The sequence below is a fragment of the Fulvivirga imtechensis AK7 genome, from assembly GCF_000331535.1.
Lineage (GTDB): Bacteria > Bacteroidota > Bacteroidia > Cytophagales > Cyclobacteriaceae > Fulvivirga > Fulvivirga imtechensis.
The window spans coordinates 79350-99452 of record NZ_AMZN01000028.1 but is presented as its reverse complement, the minus strand read 5'-3'; the positions used below and the strand labels follow the sequence as shown (position 1 = coordinate 99452).

General features: G+C 44.5%; 11 protein-coding genes and 4 tRNA genes. All 15 read right to left on the bottom strand.

The window, feature by feature from the left end; genetic code table 11:
- Positions 1–174: 174 nt before the first annotated feature.
- Positions 175–900 carry an MBL fold metallo-hydrolase gene (locus C900_RS08715; RefSeq protein WP_009579382.1) on the bottom strand — a complete coding sequence of 242 codons (726 nt, stop codon included), beginning with the start codon at positions 898–900 and terminating at the stop codon, positions 175–177.
- Between the two features lie 38 nt (positions 901–938).
- A tRNA-Cys gene (locus tag C900_RS08710) sits at positions 939–1012 on the bottom strand.
- Positions 1013–1084: 72 nt separating this feature from the next.
- A tRNA-Cys gene (locus C900_RS08705) sits at positions 1085–1158 on the bottom strand.
- Between the two features lie 72 nt (positions 1159–1230).
- Positions 1231–1304: transfer RNA gene (locus C900_RS08700), tRNA-Cys, on the bottom strand.
- A 72-nt stretch (positions 1305–1376) separates the two neighbouring features.
- Positions 1377–1450 (bottom strand) — tRNA-Cys (locus C900_RS08695).
- Between the two features lie 158 nt (positions 1451–1608).
- Positions 1609–2790 carry an ACP S-malonyltransferase gene (gene fabD, locus C900_RS08690; RefSeq protein WP_009579381.1) on the bottom strand — a complete coding sequence of 394 codons (1182 nt, stop codon included), beginning with the start codon at positions 2788–2790 and terminating at the stop codon, positions 1609–1611.
- A 59-nt stretch (positions 2791–2849) separates the two neighbouring features.
- Positions 2850–3812 carry an acyltransferase domain-containing protein gene (locus C900_RS08685; RefSeq protein WP_009579380.1) on the bottom strand — a complete coding sequence of 321 codons (963 nt, stop codon included), beginning with the start codon at positions 3810–3812 and terminating at the stop codon, positions 2850–2852.
- An 80-nt stretch (positions 3813–3892) separates the two neighbouring features.
- Complete coding sequence (locus C900_RS08680) at positions 3893–5290, bottom strand: DUF1302 family protein (protein ID WP_009579379.1); 1398 nt, start codon at positions 5288–5290, stop codon at positions 3893–3895.
- A 189-nt stretch (positions 5291–5479) separates the two neighbouring features.
- Positions 5480–6364 (bottom strand): outer membrane lipoprotein-sorting protein, encoded by an 885-nt coding sequence (locus C900_RS08675; RefSeq protein ID WP_040496209.1) that lies wholly within the window; start codon positions 6362–6364, stop codon positions 5480–5482.
- Positions 6361–8967, bottom strand: coding sequence for an efflux RND transporter permease subunit (locus C900_RS08670; RefSeq protein WP_009579377.1), 2607 nt, complete (start codon positions 8965–8967; stop codon positions 6361–6363). Before C900_RS08670 ends, C900_RS08675 begins: the two co-directional genes overlap by 4 nt.
- A 153-nt stretch (positions 8968–9120) precedes the next feature.
- A complete protein-coding gene (locus C900_RS08665; RefSeq protein ID WP_009579376.1) occupies positions 9121–9807 on the bottom strand; it encodes a DUF4386 domain-containing protein in 687 nt (228 codons plus the stop codon).
- A gap of 70 nt (positions 9808–9877) precedes the next feature.
- Positions 9878–10624, bottom strand: a complete 747-nt coding sequence (locus C900_RS08660) for a polyketide synthase (protein ID WP_009579375.1) — start codon at positions 10622–10624, stop codon at positions 9878–9880.
- A 2-nt stretch (positions 10625–10626) separates the two neighbouring features.
- Positions 10627–11397, bottom strand: coding sequence for an enoyl-CoA hydratase/isomerase (locus C900_RS08655; RefSeq protein WP_009579374.1), 771 nt, complete (start codon positions 11395–11397; stop codon positions 10627–10629).
- On the bottom strand, positions 11385–12644 hold the full coding sequence (locus tag C900_RS08650) for a hydroxymethylglutaryl-CoA synthase family protein (RefSeq protein ID WP_009579373.1): 1260 nt from the start codon (positions 12642–12644) through the stop codon (positions 11385–11387). Before C900_RS08650 ends, C900_RS08655 begins: the two co-directional genes overlap by 13 nt.
- 124 nt (positions 12645–12768) lie before the next feature.
- Positions 12769–20070 carry an SDR family NAD(P)-dependent oxidoreductase gene (locus tag C900_RS08645; RefSeq protein WP_009579372.1) on the bottom strand — a complete coding sequence of 2434 codons (7302 nt, stop codon included), beginning with the start codon at positions 20068–20070 and terminating at the stop codon, positions 12769–12771.
- Between the last annotated feature and the right edge of the window lie 33 nt (positions 20071–20103).

Genomic DNA, 20103 nt, shown 5'->3' with positions numbered 1-20103 from the left:
CTATGTCATTATCCTCAAAATCAACTGAAAGTTGTTGGTTACCTCGGGATGACATCCTTAACTTAATAGCATTGCGATCCCCTACCGGGGACCTGACCCCGATCAATACCGAGGTTTGTCTCTATCCCCCTTCCAGGATACGGCTTAGCTAATGACCATTCCATTTTCAAATAATTATCTGAAGTCGAAAAAGCTCAACCGATTTTGTCCTTTTCTTAAACGATATGCTGTAAAGTCATTCTTATTTTTAAACTGCAGATAAATGTTGTCTTTTAGTATCTGCGAAAATTCCTGACCGGGCTGCTTGCCATAGCTATGCCCCGGGAAAACACGGGTTTCGGGTTTAAGCTTACTTTTTAAGTATTCAAGGCTTGCATACATATCATGGGCAGCCTTCACATCAGGACAAAGACCACAACCTTCGGCAAATAAAGTATCACCGGTAAACAGGCTGTTTCCTATCAGATAACACATACCACCAGGTGTATGCCCCGGAGTGAATATCGGTTGGATCTGTATCTGTCCCATTGGCCAGGGCGTTGTATCTATGCCTACCAATTGCGGAGCGTAAAACCCGGAACCGGCTATTTCTTCATTAGACATCCAGATAGGACAATTGTATTTTGCTGCCAATGGTTTGGCCAGATCGGTATGGTCCGGATGCGCATGGGTAAGTAATATCCCACTAAGGATCGTTCCGGTATCCTCCAGAGCTCTTTCTACTTTCTCCATATCCCAGGCCGGATCTACAATGACTGCCTGATTATTGATATGATCAACCACTAAATAGCTATAGTTTACCATAGACACGTATGTCATCCTCAGTACAGCAACTTGTATTACCCCACTGTATCCCGCATCTATATAATTAATACCCATTACTGAATCTTCAAACTTCATTTGACATATAGATTATGTTGTTTAACTGTGTGTTTTAGAGGCGCTGAGTGGATTCGAACCACCGAATAAAGGTTTTGCAGACCTTCCCCTTAAGCCACTTGGGTACAGCGCCATAGGTTTTCATAGCTATTGATCTTTAAGTTTTACCGGCTCATGGATCATGGCTATTTTCAGAATGTTTTAGAGGCGCTGGATGGATTCGAACCACCGAATAAAGGCTTTGCAGGCCCTCCCCTTAAGCCACTTGGGTACAGCGCCATAGGTTTTTATGGCTATTGATCTTTAAGCTTTACCGGCTCATGGATCATGGCTATTTTCAGAATGTTTTAGAGGCGCTGAGTGGATTCGAACCACCGAATAAAGGTTTTGCAGACCTTCCCCTTAAGCCACTTGGGTACAGCGCCATAGGTTTTCATAGCCATTGATCTTTAAGTTTTACCGGCTCATGGATCATGGCTATTTTCAGAATGTTTTAGAGGCGCTGGATGGATTCGAACCACCGAATGAAGGCTTTGCAGGCCCTCCCCTTAAGCCACTTGGGTACAGCGCCATAGGTTTTTATGGCTATAAATATTTAGGTTTTATCTGCTCATAGATAAAAAATTCTTTTTAAGGTATTCTGAATGAAGAATCTTACTATGTTCAAGGGTATTCAACTTAGGAAGATCCTTCCTCTCTTCAGGGATGAAGGCCTGTTTTTAACCGTTTTTAATCTTGAACTGGCTTCAATTCTGTCAAATCGAAATACCCATTATATCCCTCCATATAAACTGCTGCCCGGTGCCCGAACAATACCATGGCCTCGGTCCTGGTTTTCAATTCCTCATCATAAAAGCCGGAGGTTACTTTCGTACCCACGGGGTAGATTTCGTTCCATTGTTCAACAAGTACACCGGGCTCTGGCTTTTGCTTTACTTTCGCTGCTGTTTGTTCGTCCTTTTCATCTGGTGTATTTGAGTCTCCCGTTGATGCTTCGGTACCTTTTTTACCGTTGGTACTATTTTTCACCTTAGATTGTTCACCGGCAGGCTTCGCATCACGCTTGTCGCCTCTTTTTATATATCCGGTTAATTTGGTCAGCACGTCACCCACGCCTAGTTCTTCAAATTCCATCTCGCCCTGGTCCAACAGATACATAATACTTTCAGACCATCTTACGCTACTGGATAGTTGGTCGGTCAGGTTTTTAGATACATGTTTAAATTCGTAGGGTTTGCCGGTTACGTTAGCTATTACTTCTATTTTTGGTTTGGAGAATTTTGTCTTCTTCACCAGCTTACCAAATTCGGTGGCAGCTTCTTTTATATAGCGCGAGTGAAAAGCTCCGCTTGTATTTAAGGGAACAAACATGGTGTTCGCCTTTTCAAAGTGTGATTGGGCTTTGTTAATATCTTCTTTTAAACCGGAGATTACAATCTGAGAGGGGGCGTTGAGGTTTGCGATATCAATTGAAGTCAGTTTTGCTTCTTTTAATATTTCATGAACCTGGTCTTCCGAAGAATTTAAAATAGCAGCCATGCCTCCGTTCTTGGCCTGACTCATAAGCTCCCCACGCTTTTTTACCAGCTTTAGTCCGTTTTCAAAACTAAAAACTCCTGCCGCCTGTAAAGCATTATACTCCCCTAAGCTATGGCCTGCTAAAAAATCAGGCTGTTTTTCTCCGTCTTTGATCTTTTTCTGATACGATAGCGCATTCACTACATACAAGGCCGGTTGCGTGTATTGCGTTTGATTCAGCTTCTTGTCAGGATCACTTAAACAAAGCTCCTTTATGGAATACCCGAGTATCTTATCGGCCTTTTTGGTAAGCTCCTGAAATTCATCAAAAAGGTCCCCTCCCATTCCTTTTCTTTGGGAGCCTTGCCCTGGAAACAGGTATGTTTTTTTCATTTTTCCTAAATTTTTATTCTAATCTTCTGTAGTCTTAAATATTTTAAAAAGCTGTTACTTCAACAGGCATTGCTAAATAAGCTGTCTTTCAATCTTTCAATAGCAGTCAAATCTCTTCCAAATGGACTTAGCACCGGAAATGAAATGGAACCGGAATCTGAAGAGAGGATATACTTGACAAATGTGGCCAGTGTTCCGCTCGGCCCTACATCTATAAAAATGTAGTCACCCGTTTGCAGTAATCCTTCAATGGTATGTTCAAAATTGACCGGATTTCTGATTGCGTTCCATAAATAATCAGCATTTAATTCATCTATTACCCCGGCCCCCAAAGAAGATATGATGGGTATTTCGGAGGTTGACGGGTTAATTTTCCTGACTTTTTGCTTGCACATTTCCTCAATCGGATCTATTAATGCTGTGTGAAACCCATGCCTAACGGGTAATATTTGGGACGTAATATTTTCTTTATTCAAACCTTGCTGAAGATGTTGTATGGCATTTGGCGGACCACTGACAACAAAATGCGCCGGAAAGTTTGCTCCTGCGAGCCAGCAGTTGTGAAATAGCTCTGAAAATTCGGTCATGATCGTCTTTGATGCCATAATGGCCAGCATACTGGCCGGTGGTGTACCATCTTCAGCAAGGCGGGCAATATCAACTACCAATTGAAGCCCATCTTCTAACGATATGGAGCCTCCAACCACTGAAGCTACTATTTCTCCAAGACTGTACCCCATCAACAAATCCGGCTGGATACCTACTTCATTCAGTACCTTGCTCAGGCTATATTCAATACTCAGCAAGGCAGGGTTGGTGTAAAGAATATTATCAAACGGTTCACTTTTACCCTTTCCCTTGTAGAGAATATCAAGAAGGGAGGCTTGGATCATTGGAGAGACCATTTCATTGCAATGATCCATCCAGTACCTGAATTGCGCATGACCTTCATAGAGTTCTTTTCCCATCTGATAGTACTGAGAACCCTGACCTGAAAACATAAATATGACCTGTTTCTTCATGTATGTTAGTATTGAGTATTGAGTATTGAGATATGAGTACTGAGAGCAATACTCACGACCATTCTCGGTTTCAAGCAGGATCAAAACTGGTACTGAAACCTCAGACCTACCTGCTTTTGGTCACGATAACGATAAAAACCGCTTTTAACTTCATCACTAATAGGTACCAGCACATCAAAATATACGGTGGCCTGGTCATTCAGATTGTAGGAAGTTGTCAGCAGGTTAAAAAAACTTGTATAAGGTCCATTGTACATTGTTACCCAGCTAATGGATAGATCATTTTTCATTAACTGCTTACCCATTACAAACAGCAACATATAATTATTTTCCGGCACTCCCAAGATATCTTCATCCCAATCAATAACATGATAGTTTACTGCTTCCATGCTTAACTTGAAGGTATTGGTCAGCGAATAATCAACTCCAAGTGACGCATCCAGTGCATTCTTCTTCACAACTTGAAAAGATGCATTATTATAGGCCTTTGGAGATTTTATCGCAACTTCTCCCTTGATCAGGAAATTATTTATCGCACGGTTGAAGGTAATTCCTGACACGAAATATGGCAGTGCTCTTTGTGTAATAGTCTCCACAGTATCCATTCGCATGGTGTATTCATTATTGACTAACCTGGCCGCCATCACACCAATGTCGCTTTTTCCAAAAGTCTTTTTCCACCTTACCCCGTATTCAAATAAATTTCTGTCACTACCTTCTATGTGATAGTTTATACCCTCTCCAAAAGGGGCATAATAATATCCCGTTCCTTTTTTCGGGTGCTGGTTGAATCTTGGATCCGGTGTAAAAAAGGTGCTCCACTTGCCAAATGATGAATACTGGTCAACAGTAAACATGAACTGACAAAGTCTCAGCTCGTCAATGTTCAAAGTAAGGGGTTCCCTGTAATCCAACGGACTTATTTCATCTGTAACTGTGGCAAACTCCGACTCCCCCCAGGACAGCGTCTGATATCCCACTTTGATACTGGTTTTATTAAAACTCGTTTGCAGGTAAGCGTCTCTTGCCCTTCCTGCAAATGATATTTCAGCTTCGCTGGGAGAGTCATTGAGCCATACCGTTGTATTTCGGGTTCGATGATCATTCTTCAAAAAGGCAAATACCCTGGCATCTACCTGCAACGTAACTTTGTTAAAAAGAAATTTGGAATACTCTACACGAAATGAAGTTCTGTTGTTCATTATTCTATCCGGCTTCGCCACCTTATAAGCAATTTCATACTTAACCTCCAATCTCATAGGATCAGCTATATATGAATCCCAAAAAGAAGTACTGGCTTTCTGTCCGTACACTACTCCCCCGGAAGGCATATCGAATCCCTCTCCCATCTCATCGAAACTCAAATCAATCGATTCAAAAGATGGTGTATCTGCCGTATCCATTTCAAAGAATGTGGTGTCAATACTCAAACTGTCGCCTTCATTAGGAGCCTGACCAAAGCCGCCCGAAATGCTCATAAAAAGAAACCCGCTTAATATGCCAATATAACTATAGCAGCGATGCCATAATAAGCATCGTACTTTCACCTTGTCCTTTCTATCCACGTTGTTGTAAACTTTAGTTGGTTTGGTTGGTAGGTCAAAACCGGTAAGCAGTCGATTTTGAAAACCAGGTTTATGCTCATCCTCAGAACAATTGAACCTGATTTACTGCAAATTAGAACGAAGTTGCCCCAGGATCTTTTCCCTGTACGCAAAATCAGTTAACGTTCTTTGGGTTAAGAAGCCTTCAGGCACCTCTATGTTGTAGGCTATCGATATGAGCTCCATAATGGTTACCCTGCGGGTCAGGAGGTTGTTCATCTCAGCTTTTCTGGCAACCCATACTTTGTCTATCTGCTCGATGTTGCTTGCTGTCAGCCGCTTAAAAAGCAACCCATTTCTATCATACAGGTCTTGCCGTAAGATGATAAACCTTTCCTTATCTATCCAGAGCACAGCCTTACCGTACATTGACTTTTTCGCTCTTTCCGGTGTGGGTAGCAACTCCAGCACCCAAACCGGACGGTTGGCATAGTCTGCCTGCTCCACAAGTTTGTAAGTATAGTCATCAATCTTTCGCGATGTCATATCCTCAACAGAAAATTCCGAACCAAAAAAGCTGGCGCTCTCATCGCTACCCTCGCTACTGGATACCAGGCGTTTCACCTTGCCCAGTGCCGGCAGGTATACCCAGTTATCATCATCTTTTTCAGGGGCGGCATAGGTATAGGTAAGCATGCTGATCCCTTTGTCTCTCGCTGGCTCGATAACCATGGATACAGATCGGGAATCCTTGTTATCAACGCCATCATCTTCCGACACCATTTCAAGTACACTTACTCTCGGCTTTTCAGCGGCACGCATTTTTCCTTGCTGAATAGTGTATTTGCATGTCATCAGCTTGGTCTGCTGAAATAATGAGAATGACGCCTCCTTTGACACTTTATCATACTTGATCATAATGTCTCTTGCTGACTGGGCTGACAGGTTGAATGACGCTGCCAGAAACACGATTAAGCCAAGGATCGTTATAGTTGGTTTGGTTTTCATTTTACTACCTCCTCTTCCTTTAATAATAGGTTTTCGTTTAACATATTTTCATTTAGAATATCTTCGGTTTGCACTACCTCCTTGCTTTGGAATGTTGGTTTGAAAAGCAGGATCATGGCAGGCAGTAAAAACAGATCGCACAGTAAGCCTGTAAATATTGCCAGCGCCCCCAGTTTTCCGGCATTTGATATAGGACCGGTAGCAAGGGATAAAATGCCAAAGCCAATGCCTAAAACGAGGGTTGTGAACGTAACGGCCTGTCCCGCCTCACTGACAGCAGCTTTCAATGCTCTTTTTACATTTCCATCAATGACAACCTCGCTTCTGTAGTGGGTGATAAAATGAATGGTATCATCTACAGCCACCCCAATGATGATCGGGCCTATAAGCAGGGTGTTCATATCCAATGGTATGCCAAGCCACCCTAACAGGCTATATGTCAATATGGAGGGTATCAGGTTAGGAATAATAGCGATCGCACCGGCCTTGAAAGATCCGAAAACTATCAATAAAGTGATCGTTATTGCAACAATAGCAAATGCCAGACTGCCTCCCGTGGATTCGGAAATATAAACACTGGCCTTCATCATCATAGCCAGGGTACCGGTGAGTGTAACTTTTGTATCCGGGTATTTTTCTTTAAGGCCGGCCACCATCTCATCAATATCCCTTTGCATCAGGTCGAACATACCCTGATAAGAAGCAGCATCGGTGTTGCGCAGGTTTACAGTGATATGCGACTTACTATAATTGTCAGATACCAGCTTTCTTCTGTCACTGGGATTGGCGTTGTTGAACATAAAAAGGGTTTGAGATACTACCGACTGGCTTTCAGGAATCACATACATCTCCTCTCTGCTTTCATTTAGCTTCTGGTTGGCATCTTTAACAACATCAGCCAGCGATTCTGTCCGGAGGGTGTAGTTGCTGTATTTCCTTTCGATCAGGTCCTGCAGCTTGTCAATTGTTGTAAGCACAAATGGGTCCTGAAAGGCATATTCCTCACCAAGGTCAAGGAAGATCTCCATGTTTTGGGTACCCATCATGTGTTTATCTACATGCTCGTAAGAGTGCCTCAGGACGGATTCCTTATCGTAATTCTCCATCATATCAAATGACACTTTAACTTTGGATGCACCAATAAAGCAAAGCGCCAGAATCACAATAAAAATACCTGTAATGGTCATCGGCCGTCTTTCAACAATTGGAATAATGCCGTCTAATCGATTCTGTAAGAAATTGGAAAAATTGGGTATAAATGAGGCTTTCGCTCCCGATGCTTTTTTCTTTTTAACAGGCGACCATATATCCAGCATCAGTGGTAATATGTAGACGGTAAATAACAGCTCCAGGAAAACCCCTGCCGCAGTCATAAACCCGAATACTTTGATGTGAACGATTGGGGAAACTGACAAAGCCAGAAAGCCAATCATTGTTGTAAATGTCGTTAAAAGACAGGCAAAAGCCACTTTTCGGTATGTATTGCGAAGCGCAGTACGATGATCTTCATTTTGGTTGCGGTAATACATGTACTCTGACATAACGTGGATCGTATCAGCCATACCCATTGCCAGCAGCATCATCACAGTCAGCATTACATAAAAAGAGGTGGTAACACCAAGCCATCCGGTGAAACCCATAATCCAGATAGTAGCTATAATAATGACCACTACAGGCCATACTACCCCGGAAAGTGACCGGAAGATAATCCATAGAAGTACTATCATAATAGCCACCATACTCAGGTACAGCAAGCCCAATTGAGCCATGATCTCTCCGTCATATATAGACTGAACAGCATTGCCAACCGGATGAAACTCCAGGTGATCGGCATACTTAGGATTGTTCAGGTAAGTATTGATTTCTGTCATCAGTGCATGATAGTCCTGCGTTTCGGTAGGTTTGAAGCGGACCTTCTCACCAGTAGCGTCCATATCTGTCTCCATAGTCATTTCATTCATCACCAATACATCGTCTGCAGGCTCTGAATCATCATCACCAGGCTCTTCAAAATCTTCGGGAATAGCTCCAAAATCGGTCTGGATCAGGATCCCACCGTAAGCCATATCCTTTGAGTAGTAGGCTAACTCAAACTTTTTCTGAGCTTGAGCGGTTTTTCTCATCGCATCCAGCTCTTCCTGAGACGTTGGCACGCTGGCCCCTACCAGCGACCTGGATATGAGCAAATCATCTTTTGCTTCCAAAAAATTTGCAGTTGCCAGGGAGGTAACCCTTACAACATGGCCCAGCGGGGATTTTTCTTCTTCTTTTATCTCCGCCCTGGCGCTGATAATGTCATCGCAAAGGCTTTTTACTGCTTCCAAAGATTGGGGGGAAAATAAGTTGCCATCTTTGGGTTTATAAACGATATAGATCCCATCATCGCTTCCAAATTCAGCTTTGAAGTCGTCCAGCGCTACTTTCACCGGATCGTCATCTTTAAACCATCCGTCAGTTGACAAGTCAAATTTGACCCGGGGAAACCCCAGAATGGCAAATACTGTAATCCCAACTAAAAGCAGCCAGACCATTACTCTTCGTTCCCGGACAAAATCCGGAACCGAGGCAAAATACCTCGACAATACATCAGATAATTTCTTCATGTTTTTTAAGTTGATTAAGATTCGTGTTAAGAAAAAGCAGCATAAATGCTTTCAATAGGGTCTTGCAATTTGGATATTATCTCCAGGAAGATCTTTCGGAATACAGCGCAAGGGTATACTCCTCTATATTATTATTATTATTGAATAAGCCCGTTATGATCTATAAAAGGGCTCCGCTTTAAGCCCTTTCGCGATCAGCCATATAGCCATTACCATTTCCTGCAAAAAGATCGGGAAATTCATAATGCTTATGGAGGTGGATGTCTCTGTCTGCACCCCAAATAAGATAAGAAAGCCGGTAACTAAATGAAGTATGATGGCTATTAAACCCCAAACGGATAACCAGCGCGGAAGGAGTTCCGACTGATACAAAGCCAAATAAAACAGTATTGCTCCTATTCCAAAAGTAAATATGATACACATCGAGCCAAGTTCACGGAACCTGAATATGACATCCGCCGCACTTGTCAGCCATTGAGCATCATCACCTGAGATGGCATAGCTTTCGCCCACAAACAGCAGTAATAGCATACTCACCCAAACCGCCAGATAGGTGACCGTTTCAATAGCTCCGCGGAAGACAACATAACCAATTGCTAATGCCTTGTTGTGGTTCTTTAAAACAGGGTAAAGAACTATGGGTATAAATGCCAGTGAAAAGCCCATCAGCAATATGAGCAATGATCCGAATATGAACTGCTTGTCACTTTCTGCAATTTGAGCAAGGTATTCAGGAGAATCACTTACGGTACCTGTAAAGAAAAAGCTCAGTATACCTGAAAACGTACCTACTATAAACAATATACCGATAATTATACCTGTTCTCCGGTTTGCTTTCACAGTTTTTAATAGCTTTTGGTTTAACAGTTGCGTTTGTTCATGTGTCCGAATTTGTTTTATACTGAGAGGATCACCTTCCGAACAAGGTACTGATCCTGTCTTTGACCCCGGGCTGACCGAAGGTCTTATCGTGCATCATTACTTCCTGCTCTATCACCGCAGGGAGCCCTTCCCTGAGAGGGGCAACAAGATGGTCCTTCAGTGCAATCAGTGACGCTCTGGGCTTTTCAACAAGCGTTTCAGCCAACTCCAGGGCATGCTCCAATACCTGCTCGCGGGGCACTACGGGAAAAGGAATACCACGCATCTGCAGCTCTTCTCCCCGGTAGTTCTTAGCGGTAAGCAGCATCTCCTGCGCCAGACTGATCCCCAGTTTTTTGGGCAGAATAAAAGTGGCCCCCATACCGGGTGTAAAGCCATACTTCATGAAATTAGTCGTGTAGAAACTCTCACGGCTTAAGACCACAAAATCGGCAAACAGCCCCATGGCGAAGCCACCTCCAATCCCATGGCCCTGCATCGCTGAAATTACAGGAATCGGGCAGTTCAGGGCCATGCTGTAGAGGTCCGACTCTGTAAACTTGGCTTTACCGTCAGCGAGGGCAAGCAGTTGATCCTGGGTGCCCCCACTGGCGAAATAATTGTCGTAGCCGGTGAGTATGACCACTTTATAGCGAGGCTCGTTCCTGATCGTTTTAAAAGCATCAGCCAAACCCGCTATCAGCTCCATGGAAAAGGTATTTTTGCTTACCCTATCCTGCATTTTTATTCGGATGATACCCTCACCCATTTCCTTTAATTCAACTACCTGTTCCATATTTACTCCCAGGGAAATTGTCCCGTTTCTACAAACCTTGTTATTTTATCCAAATTTTCCTGATCGGAAAACACTTCTATATTAGCCGCAAGCGCATCTGGTTTAGCAGCAGACGGGAAGTCATTCAGCTTGTTCATATAACGTTTGTAGCGTGCTACCCCCGTTTTGTTAAGCCTTCTGAGTCTCAGCAGGTGCTTTCTCAGCAGATTCTCGGAATTTTCTTCGCAGGCGTCCACCAGTCCCCATTCCTGGGCTTGCCTGGCGCCTATTGGCTGTGTCATCAGGGTCAGGTAGTGTGCCTTGCTGAATCCCATTCTGCGGATCAAAAATGGCAATACGCATGCAGGCATTAAGCCGAATAATAACTCTGACAGGCTAAATATTGTTTTCTCTTCGCATAACACTATGTCGCAGGCTGCAACAAAGCCTATTCCCCCGGCATTGGCCTTGCCGCGGACGTGGGCCACCGTAACATACGGACCGGAAGCTAACCGGAGCCATACGTTATACAACGGCTCAGGGTCCTGCTCACTGCCATCATCGTTGCCCTGAAGCTCATTAAAGTCTGCTCCAAAACAAAAAACCTCTGGTAAACCTTCAAGCACCACGATCTTCGCAGTCTCTTCGCATTGATCCAACACATCGGAAAACTCCCGGATCAAAATATCATTGATCGTGTTGTTATTCTCGGGCCGGTAGATTTGAATGAAGCAAATGTCGTCATCAAATCTCACCCGGATCGTTTCGTAATTTGTTGTTGTTAAGCTACCCATTCGTACTTTCTGTGAAATTCTTTGATCTCCTTTAAAAATAATACTTCTTTACCCTGAGCTTTCCTTGCCTGAGGGATGAAATCGGTGTTCAGAACAAGGTTACGGGTACCAAATTTCACCGCGGTGCTATTTCTAAGCAGTTGCTCGTATTCATCTATTGTCATTTCATACCTGTTATCAAGCTGCTCTTTTATTTTTAGGGCTCGCAGGCGATCCTGCCCTTCCTTCCGCACCACTCCGCTGAAGAATTCAGAACAACAACCAGATCCGTATGAAAAGCACCCCACCCTTTGAGGGGTATCGAAATTTCCATTATCAATGGTGCTGGCCAGTGACAACATGGCTGTTGCCCCCATGATATTTGCAACGCGCTGGCAATAGAGCATGCCGGGCATAACCCTGCGCTGAAAATCCTCTTCTATTACTTTCGGGTTGGCCTTTGCCACTTTACGCATGATATTGCGATGAGCGCCTTTAACCATACCTCCAAAAGGTGTATGGAATGCCAAAAAGCCAAAAGTACTTGAGTAATCAGCACCGGCTACACGCTTTTGGTATTCCAGGTAAGCATTTTCACAACAATCCAGATAAGAGAGCAGAGACAGGTCCGAATCTCCGGCATCTCCGTCAGCCGTAGGGCGACAGGTGTCCATCACTTCATAGCCATAGTAGCCACTGGCACCGACATCGACCTGAAATACGTACGGTTTTTCACTGATCAGCATGGCCACACTTCCGGCTCCCCCACTGGGTTCGGCAAATGACCAGTCTTCTGTAAGTGCATCTCCACCCTTTTCAACCATAAATCTTGAAACGTCCGTTGCTATTACTAACGCCTTGGCACCTGGTGAGGTCTGAGACAATATGAAATTGACTGCCATTTGAAATCCTGCAACACCTGAAAAACAGGCATTTTTCAACTCAAACAGGCGACAATTACGATTCAAACCCAATAGATCATGAAAGTAGGTGCTCATAGATTTTCCAAAGTCGAAAGCCGATTCTGTGCATGATATAACCATTTCAATGCGATCTTTCTCTTCCGGACTTAGCGCATCAACCAGGGGCTTTGCCGCATTTACGCCATAAGTAATCGGATCTTCGTAAGGCAGGGCTACCGTTTTCTCTTTCATGAGTAAATTCCCAAATCTTTCCATGTCCAATTTTCGGTGCTCGGCAAGCTTGGTTACATCCAGAAAGGCTGTGCCCGCGAAAACATTCATTGCTTCAATTCCAACTGAAATCATTTGTTTTTATGGTTTTATGTTAATGTTAATATTGATGGTTCATCCTACCGGTGAGTATGATCCCATTACCTGATTTATGTAAATTGTGTTTAAAAATGTGCTGTTTGTAAACCTGCAACTTCGGTCAATGCTGAAGATTAAGCTCTGCCTGAGCCGTTCCATTTACTCTCAAAGCCCTGGCATAAAAGTTCTTCATCCGGACCAAAACCGCGCCCTCTTCATTCAGTAGCTGAATATTGAATTGCATAATGTCTTTTCTATCTTGTTTGCCCGGCTCCGAATACTCCACATGAGCATAGCATGCCTGAGGTAGCGGACGAATCAGCTCTACTTCATCAATGGCAAAAGGCAGGTATGGCGTTTGAGGGTCTACTCCACTGATCAAAGCGGCCACAGTCTGTAACGCGCCATCCAGCAGGCTCGGGTGAAGAATGTATTGATCAAAATCATCCTTCAGGCTATCTGTAATTTTCAATTTGGATAAAGCGTATGAACCATTGTGGTAAAACTCCTGAACGGTCTGAAATGCAGGCCCATAGTTAAACCCGGCTTTTCTGAAGAGCTCGTAAAAATAAGCGCCATCCTGTGGCCCCGGACATTGCTCTTTCAGCGCTGCGACCGGAATCTGTTGTTCGGCAACAGCAGCGTGGTTACTTCCATTTTGAAAAAACAGCTTTCCTTCCGAATGGATCACTCTTTCATTCTCATCGTCAAATGAGACAATTTGATATGCTGTGCCCGTGCCATTTGGCTTTAAAAATGTCTGGACCAGTTGAGTACCATTTTTAAAAGCTAGAGGATGTGCCCAAACAATGTCTTTGATCTTATGTACCTTTTGTTCTCCGGCTATATTCCCTGAAATACCTGCAATCTCGATAAACCCTGAGCCCGGGAAGATCTGTTCTTCATTCACCCGGTGATCCTGTGCATAAAATTCGTTGTTTGATAATAAAGAGCTAAACCTTATTTCTCTCAAGGTGGAGGAATTATAGGAGACCAAAGGGTGCAAACGTCCGTGTTGATGGTACGAAGCGGTTTTTGATCTCTTCTTTGGGGTAAGGTCGTCCAAAGCCCAATATCTTTCCCTCGTAAAAGGAGACGTTGGCAATGATATCCTCCTGGGTTTGTTCTGAGGGTATAGTTTTTCCCAATCCACATCAACGCCTGTAATCCACAATTTCGCGAGCTGTGTGATGTCGCGCTTTTCAAAGATATCCCTGATGTCTTCACCATCTGTAGCAGCATCTTTTCCTCTCCTTCGTGGCTTAGCCTTACCTTGAAATACCGAATCAGACGATTTCTGCTGCCTCCAATCCTTGAGGGCCGCCATAAGCGCTGAGCGGTCTGAAACAACCAGTGCCAATCGCTCCGGCATTGCTTCCCGCCCGACTTGCAATGTATACGCCAGCGCTTCAAGGTTTACTTGCGTCTCTTTTCCTATATAGGTCAGCAACCGGTTCACAGATTCTCGAAGACTGTCTTCATTTTTTGCTGACAGGATCACCAGGTATGGCCCTTCTTCTTTCACTTCTTCGGCAACTGTTGGTTGCTTATATTCTTCTATGACCATACAGGCATTCACGCCTCCGGCTCCGAAAGAATTCATGAGCGCCCTTAAAGGCACTCCTGGAGATGATTCCCAAGAGGCCAGCTTATGCTGAAGGTAAAAAGGCGATGTTTCGAATTCGATATTAGGGTTTACTTCCTCAGAATGAATGGTAGGAACCAACTGCCTGTGTTTCATTTGTAGCAGGATCTTAGTCAGTCCCGCTATTCCGGCTGCTGCCTCCGGATGCCCGATGTTCGCTTTTACCGAACCGATAGGGCAAAATTGTACCTTTTCGGTCTGTTTGCGAAATGCATTGGTCAAAGCAACAATTTCGAGGCTATCACCTAACTGCGTACCCGTGCCGTGCCCTTCTACATAACCAATGGAAGCAGGATCCAAATTGATTTTGTTCAGCGTTTGGCTAATAAGGTTGGCCTGCGAGTTAGGATTAGGTGCGGCATACCCATTCGACCTGCCACTGTGGTCAAACACACTTCCTTTTATTACTGCATATATATGATCGTTATCTTCAATAGCTTTGCTGAGCGGCTTGAGTAAAACCGACCCAACACCTTCACCGGGAACAAAGCCATCATCGCCAGCGCCATAGCTACGGCATTGACCGCCCTGTGAAACCATGCGATTCTTACACAAAGAATGATATTTTGACGGGTGCAGGTACAGATTCACTCCCCCGGCAACCGCCACCTGGCATTCTCGCTTCTTCAGGCTTTCACATGCCAGATGGATAGCCACTGAAGAAGACGAGCAAGCTGTATCAACGGGCATACTAGGTCCTTGGAAATCAAAGAAGTACGACACACGGTTGGCAATAGACCATGGATGAGCGCTGGGAACGGCATTGCCCTGGCTCCATCCTTCGGCAGCCAACAAATTATAAGTATTGGTGGTAACACCCACGAATACGCCTACATCGGCACTTTTAGCTTTTGGATGATGCTTTTTCAAGGTTTCCCTGGTGTATCCGGCATCTTCAATGGCGGTCCAGACAGATTCGAGGAAAAGTCGCTCCTGTGGGTCCATTATTTTGGCTTCCTCGGGAGAGATATTGAAGAAATGAGGATCAAATTTATCAACATCCTTTACGAAGCCTCCCCATTTGCAGTAGATCTTCCCCTCTGCGGCCTTCTCAGGATCTTCATGGAAAAATTCTTCATAATTCCACCGGCTGCCGGGAACCAGGTCAATCATGTCTTTTCCCTTTTTCAGGTTTTCCCAGTATTTATCCAGGTCTTCCGATTGTGGATAATACCCATGTACACCGATGATCGCTATGGGTTCCGAAAGGTCCTGCTCTTCCTGTTTGGGATGCCCGTTAACTGCCTGGATACTTTGTTCAGTAGCCCGCGCAACCGGTTCGGCTGATTCTTCCATATTAAAAAAGCGGGTCAGCACCGGGCGTGCCTCCACACTCAGATGTGCCGCCAACTCTTCTATTGTAGGGTATTCGTAAAACAAAGTTTTTGACAAAGCGCCCAAGTCCTTCTCCAGGGCAACATTCATCCGACCGATAATGATAGAATCGATCCCAAACGAATCAAATGGCTCACTGGGATCTATCCTCTCCGGATCGAGTTTGATCTCCCTGCCAACAAGCTCTTTGAGGTAAGCTTCCGTTTTTTCCTGAAGTGCGGCAGACTCAATGTTTGCTGGCGCGATTGTTTTGTTTTCATCAGTACTCATCATGCCCGGCTCCATATACGTCCTAACCTTTGAAGGCAGGCCATAAAGCGCAATTCCCTGCGATATGCCTGATTTCAGGAAGTTTTCCAGATAAGTAACGCCACTTTTTGTTGGTAAAGGATGAAATCCGGTTTGCTCCTTAGCCAGGGTCACGTCATCGTGAGAAAGAAGCATTCCTCCTTCTTCCCAATAGGGCCAGTTAACAGATAAAGTCTTACCCGACCGCCGCCGGCTCTGGACCAGGTGTTCCCGGTTCTCTGCAAAAGCATCTAAAAAACGGTTGGCATAGGCATAGTCGCATTGACCCGGATTGCCCATTACACCAGCTATGGAAGAAAAAAGGACAAACAGATCCAATTGCTCGTCTTTCGCAGCAAGATCTAGATTGATCGCACCACAGATCTTAGGCTTTAATACAGTGTCAGCCTCTTCTTTTGATTTTTTCAGAATAAAGGAATCCTTATTGATCCCGGCACTATGAATAATGCCATTGATCTGGGAGAACCGGGTCCTGGCTGTTTTAACAACCCGCTCCATATCTTCAAGCTTTGAAGCATCCGCTTGCAGATAAAGAATTTCAGTATTATGAGCTTTGAGGCGATTTAGTTTTTCCTCTTGTGCTGCCTGAAGTTCAGATCGCCCGAAAAGCACCAGGTTGCACTGGAGGTTCTTTGCCAGATATTCACTAAAAATAAGGCCCAAACCTCCTAAGCCCCCGGAAATAATGTAAACTCCCTTTTGCTTTAGCGGCAATTCCTCTATTTCGGCTTTGCTATTATCAAATGCTGTTAGTGTTCTGACATATCGGGTATACTCCTGACTACCTGCCCCCGCCTGATAGCGGATTTCATTGGCACTCCGGTTTTGGTCGCTCAGCTCAGCCAAAACAATTTCCACCTTCCGGGAGGTGTCGGGGCGCTGATTTGCCTCAGCTTGCATGATCTCAACCACTTTACCCCGATACTTCGGATTTTCCAATGTCAGCGTTTTAAAGAAAGCGCCAAGTGCTGAATATGATGAAGCAGGTATACCGGCATTGCCTGAGATCAGTGACAGAATTTGAAGTGGTGTTTGATATTTCTGGCTGATCAAGGCTTTGCACATATAAAACAGTGTGTAAAAGCTGTAGTTGAGCTGCTGCTCCATCGCTTCAGCATCCGGCTTTTCAGAATCCAATCCCTGGTGAATGATCGTGTGTGGCAGCCTGTCTTTGGCTTTCAGACTTTCAATTAGGCTGTAAAAATGCTCTTCATTCCCAGGATCAATGGTAAATATCCCTTGCTCCGTTTCCTTATAAGCATGATTGGGTTGTAATAAGACCAGTGTACCTGACTGACAGAATACTTTGCCTTCCATAGCCCTGTACAGCTCCTCAGTGGTATCAATGACCAGGACAGGCTCACTTACAGGAAATTGATCATTTGCCCCGGACTGAGGCGATAATCCGGTCTTTTTCCATACAGGTTGGTAAGGCACCTCCTGAACATTTTCTTTGATCTCCGCCTCAGTTTTGACTTCAATTTCACTAACACCGGGCAGATTAGCAGGCGTATCATTAGCCATTTCTACCCAGTACCGCTCCCTGGCAAATGGATAGGTGGGCAGGCTGATACATCTTGGTTTGTATTCACCATAGAGTTTGTTCCAATCCACTTCCAAGCCTTTCACCCATAGATCAAGGAGTTGGGGCCATCTGTTATTACTTATCAAGTCATCCACTGTGGTTTGCAATTCAGCACCGGTACCCTCATTCCCGTTGTCGCGTGCCACCCGCCCCTGATGAACGCCTTTGATATCCTGACTGCCGGTAACATACGCCTGAAGATTCTTCTTCAACTGATCCACCGAACTGACAACAAAAGCCAGTCTTTCCCGCAATTCATCCCTTCCCACCTGCAGGGTGTAGGCCATATCCACCAAATCCACGGATCGCTCATTTTTGAGAATAAAATCCAGAAGATCATGGGCTTTTTGTTTCAGTTGTTCGGTAGTTCTTGCCGATAACAGGATAATGGTTCCTGTTTGTAAATGGTTGACCGGAACAGCACGGTTTTTTGCTTGCTGCGGATATTCTTCAATTACCAGATGTGCATTGGTACCACTAAACCCAAACGAGCTGATACTTGCTCTGCGCAGCGAATCACCAGGACTAACGTTCCAGGGCTGCTGTTCTTTTGAGATATAGAATGGAGAATTTCTAAAGTCAAAGATGCCGTTCTCCTTTGCCACGTGTAAAGTGGGGACCAGCGTTCGGTGCTGCATTGACAATAACACTTTCTGAACGCTTGCCACACCAGCAGCTCCTGAGGTATGCCCGATATTGCTTTTCACCGACCCCAAAGCGCAGAAATTCTTCTTTGATGTTTTTTCTTTAAACACAGTAGATAGCGCCTCCAGCTCAATAGGGTCACCCAATTTGGTGCCTGTACCATGTGCCTCTATGTAGCTGATCGTTTCGGGATCGATGTTATACCGGCTATACAGATCTCTTTCCAACTCAATCTGGCTATTAACACTCGGTGCAGTAATGCCATTGGTTTTGCCATCCTGGTTAACGCCAGAGCCTAAAATAACGCCATAAATAAAGTCATTGTCCCTTTCCGCATCTGCTAAACGCTTCAGCACAACTGCACCTACTCCTTCACCGGGCACAAAACCATTGGCAGCGTCATCAAACGCCTTACATTGCCCTTCCGGAGAAAGCATTCCTGCCTGGCACATTCCTATATAACCCTCTGGGTTTAGATATAAACTCACCCCACCTGCCAGCGCCATGTCAATTTCGTGGTTCAGCAATGCCTGCCGTGCCATATGAATAGCTACCAGTGAAGATGAGCAGGCGGTATCTACCGGTATAGCGGGCCCTTTCAGGTTTAAAAAGTATGCAATACGGGCGGCTCCGATGGCAAAACTGTTGCCTGTAATGTTTACTGATTTAGAACTGCTTTTTGAAAGGTGGTAATTATAATCGGTACTCATTATGCCAAGGTAAACACCACATTTGGTGTTGCTCAACCTGGCACTTGAATAACCGGCATCTTCAAAGGCCCGATAACTCTCCTGTAAGAATATCCGGTGTTGGGGGTCCATCGATTCGGCCTCCGCAGGTGGGATCTGAAAGAACAACGGATCAAAGCAGTCGATATCTTCCAAAGTGCCCAGCCACTTGCAATACATCTTACCTTCCTTAGTCGGGTCCGGGTCATAATACCGGTTGATATCCCAACGGGAAGAAGTAATTTCAGTAACCGAATTTTTACCTTGCGCCAGATTATTCCAATACTGTTCCAAATTGCTTGCCTGAGGATATCTCCCCGACATACCAATAATCGCAATTTTTTCATCAGAAAGGCTCTTATTTCCTACTGCTGACTGCCTGGCGCGCGCCTTCCTTTTCAGATCAGGAAAGGCATTCAGACGCAGAAAAGAATTATCCTTTGCGGGTGTATGAAGTTCCTGCATGGGGGAAGATACGGGGCTCACGACCGGCTGCAGGTCTGCGGCAGGCTTTGGCTTGATCAAAGCAACCGGCGTCTTCTCCAATTCCTTATAAATAAATGATGCCAATGACCTTACTGTTGCATAGTCATACACCTTTGTTGCAGATATATCCAGGCCAAGATTCTTATTTACGATTTTCATCCACTCTACTCCTACGATGGAATCCAAACCCAAGTCAACAAATGACTTTTCTATATCAACTTCAGTGGGGCTAAGGTAGAGCGCTTCCGCCAAACTTGTTTTCAACTCTTCCTGTATCTCCTTTTCGGTAAGTTCCGGTTGTGATTCGGGGGTGTGGAAATTATGGGTAAGTTCGCTGTTAGCTTTAATTTCCTGGTGAGTGACAGCAGTGTCTGGCCCTGAAGATGCCGGAAATACAGTGCGTATATTCTCTGAAGAGGTTGAATTTTCAATCTCTTTGGTCAGGTATGATGCTAACGCACTTATCGTAGTATAGTCATAAACCCTGGTGGCAGATATCTCCAAACCAAGCCTTTTATTGATCACCTTCATCCATTCCACTCCTACAATGGAATCCAAACCCAGGTCAACAAACGATTTGTTGATCTCAATTTCAGAGGGATCAAGGTAGAGCGCTTCGGCCAGACTTATTCTCAGGAGTTCCTTTACCTGCTCACTAATGTATTTAGATTCGTTTTCTTTAGACGACATATTCTTTTTTATAGCTGCTTATAATCGTATTGG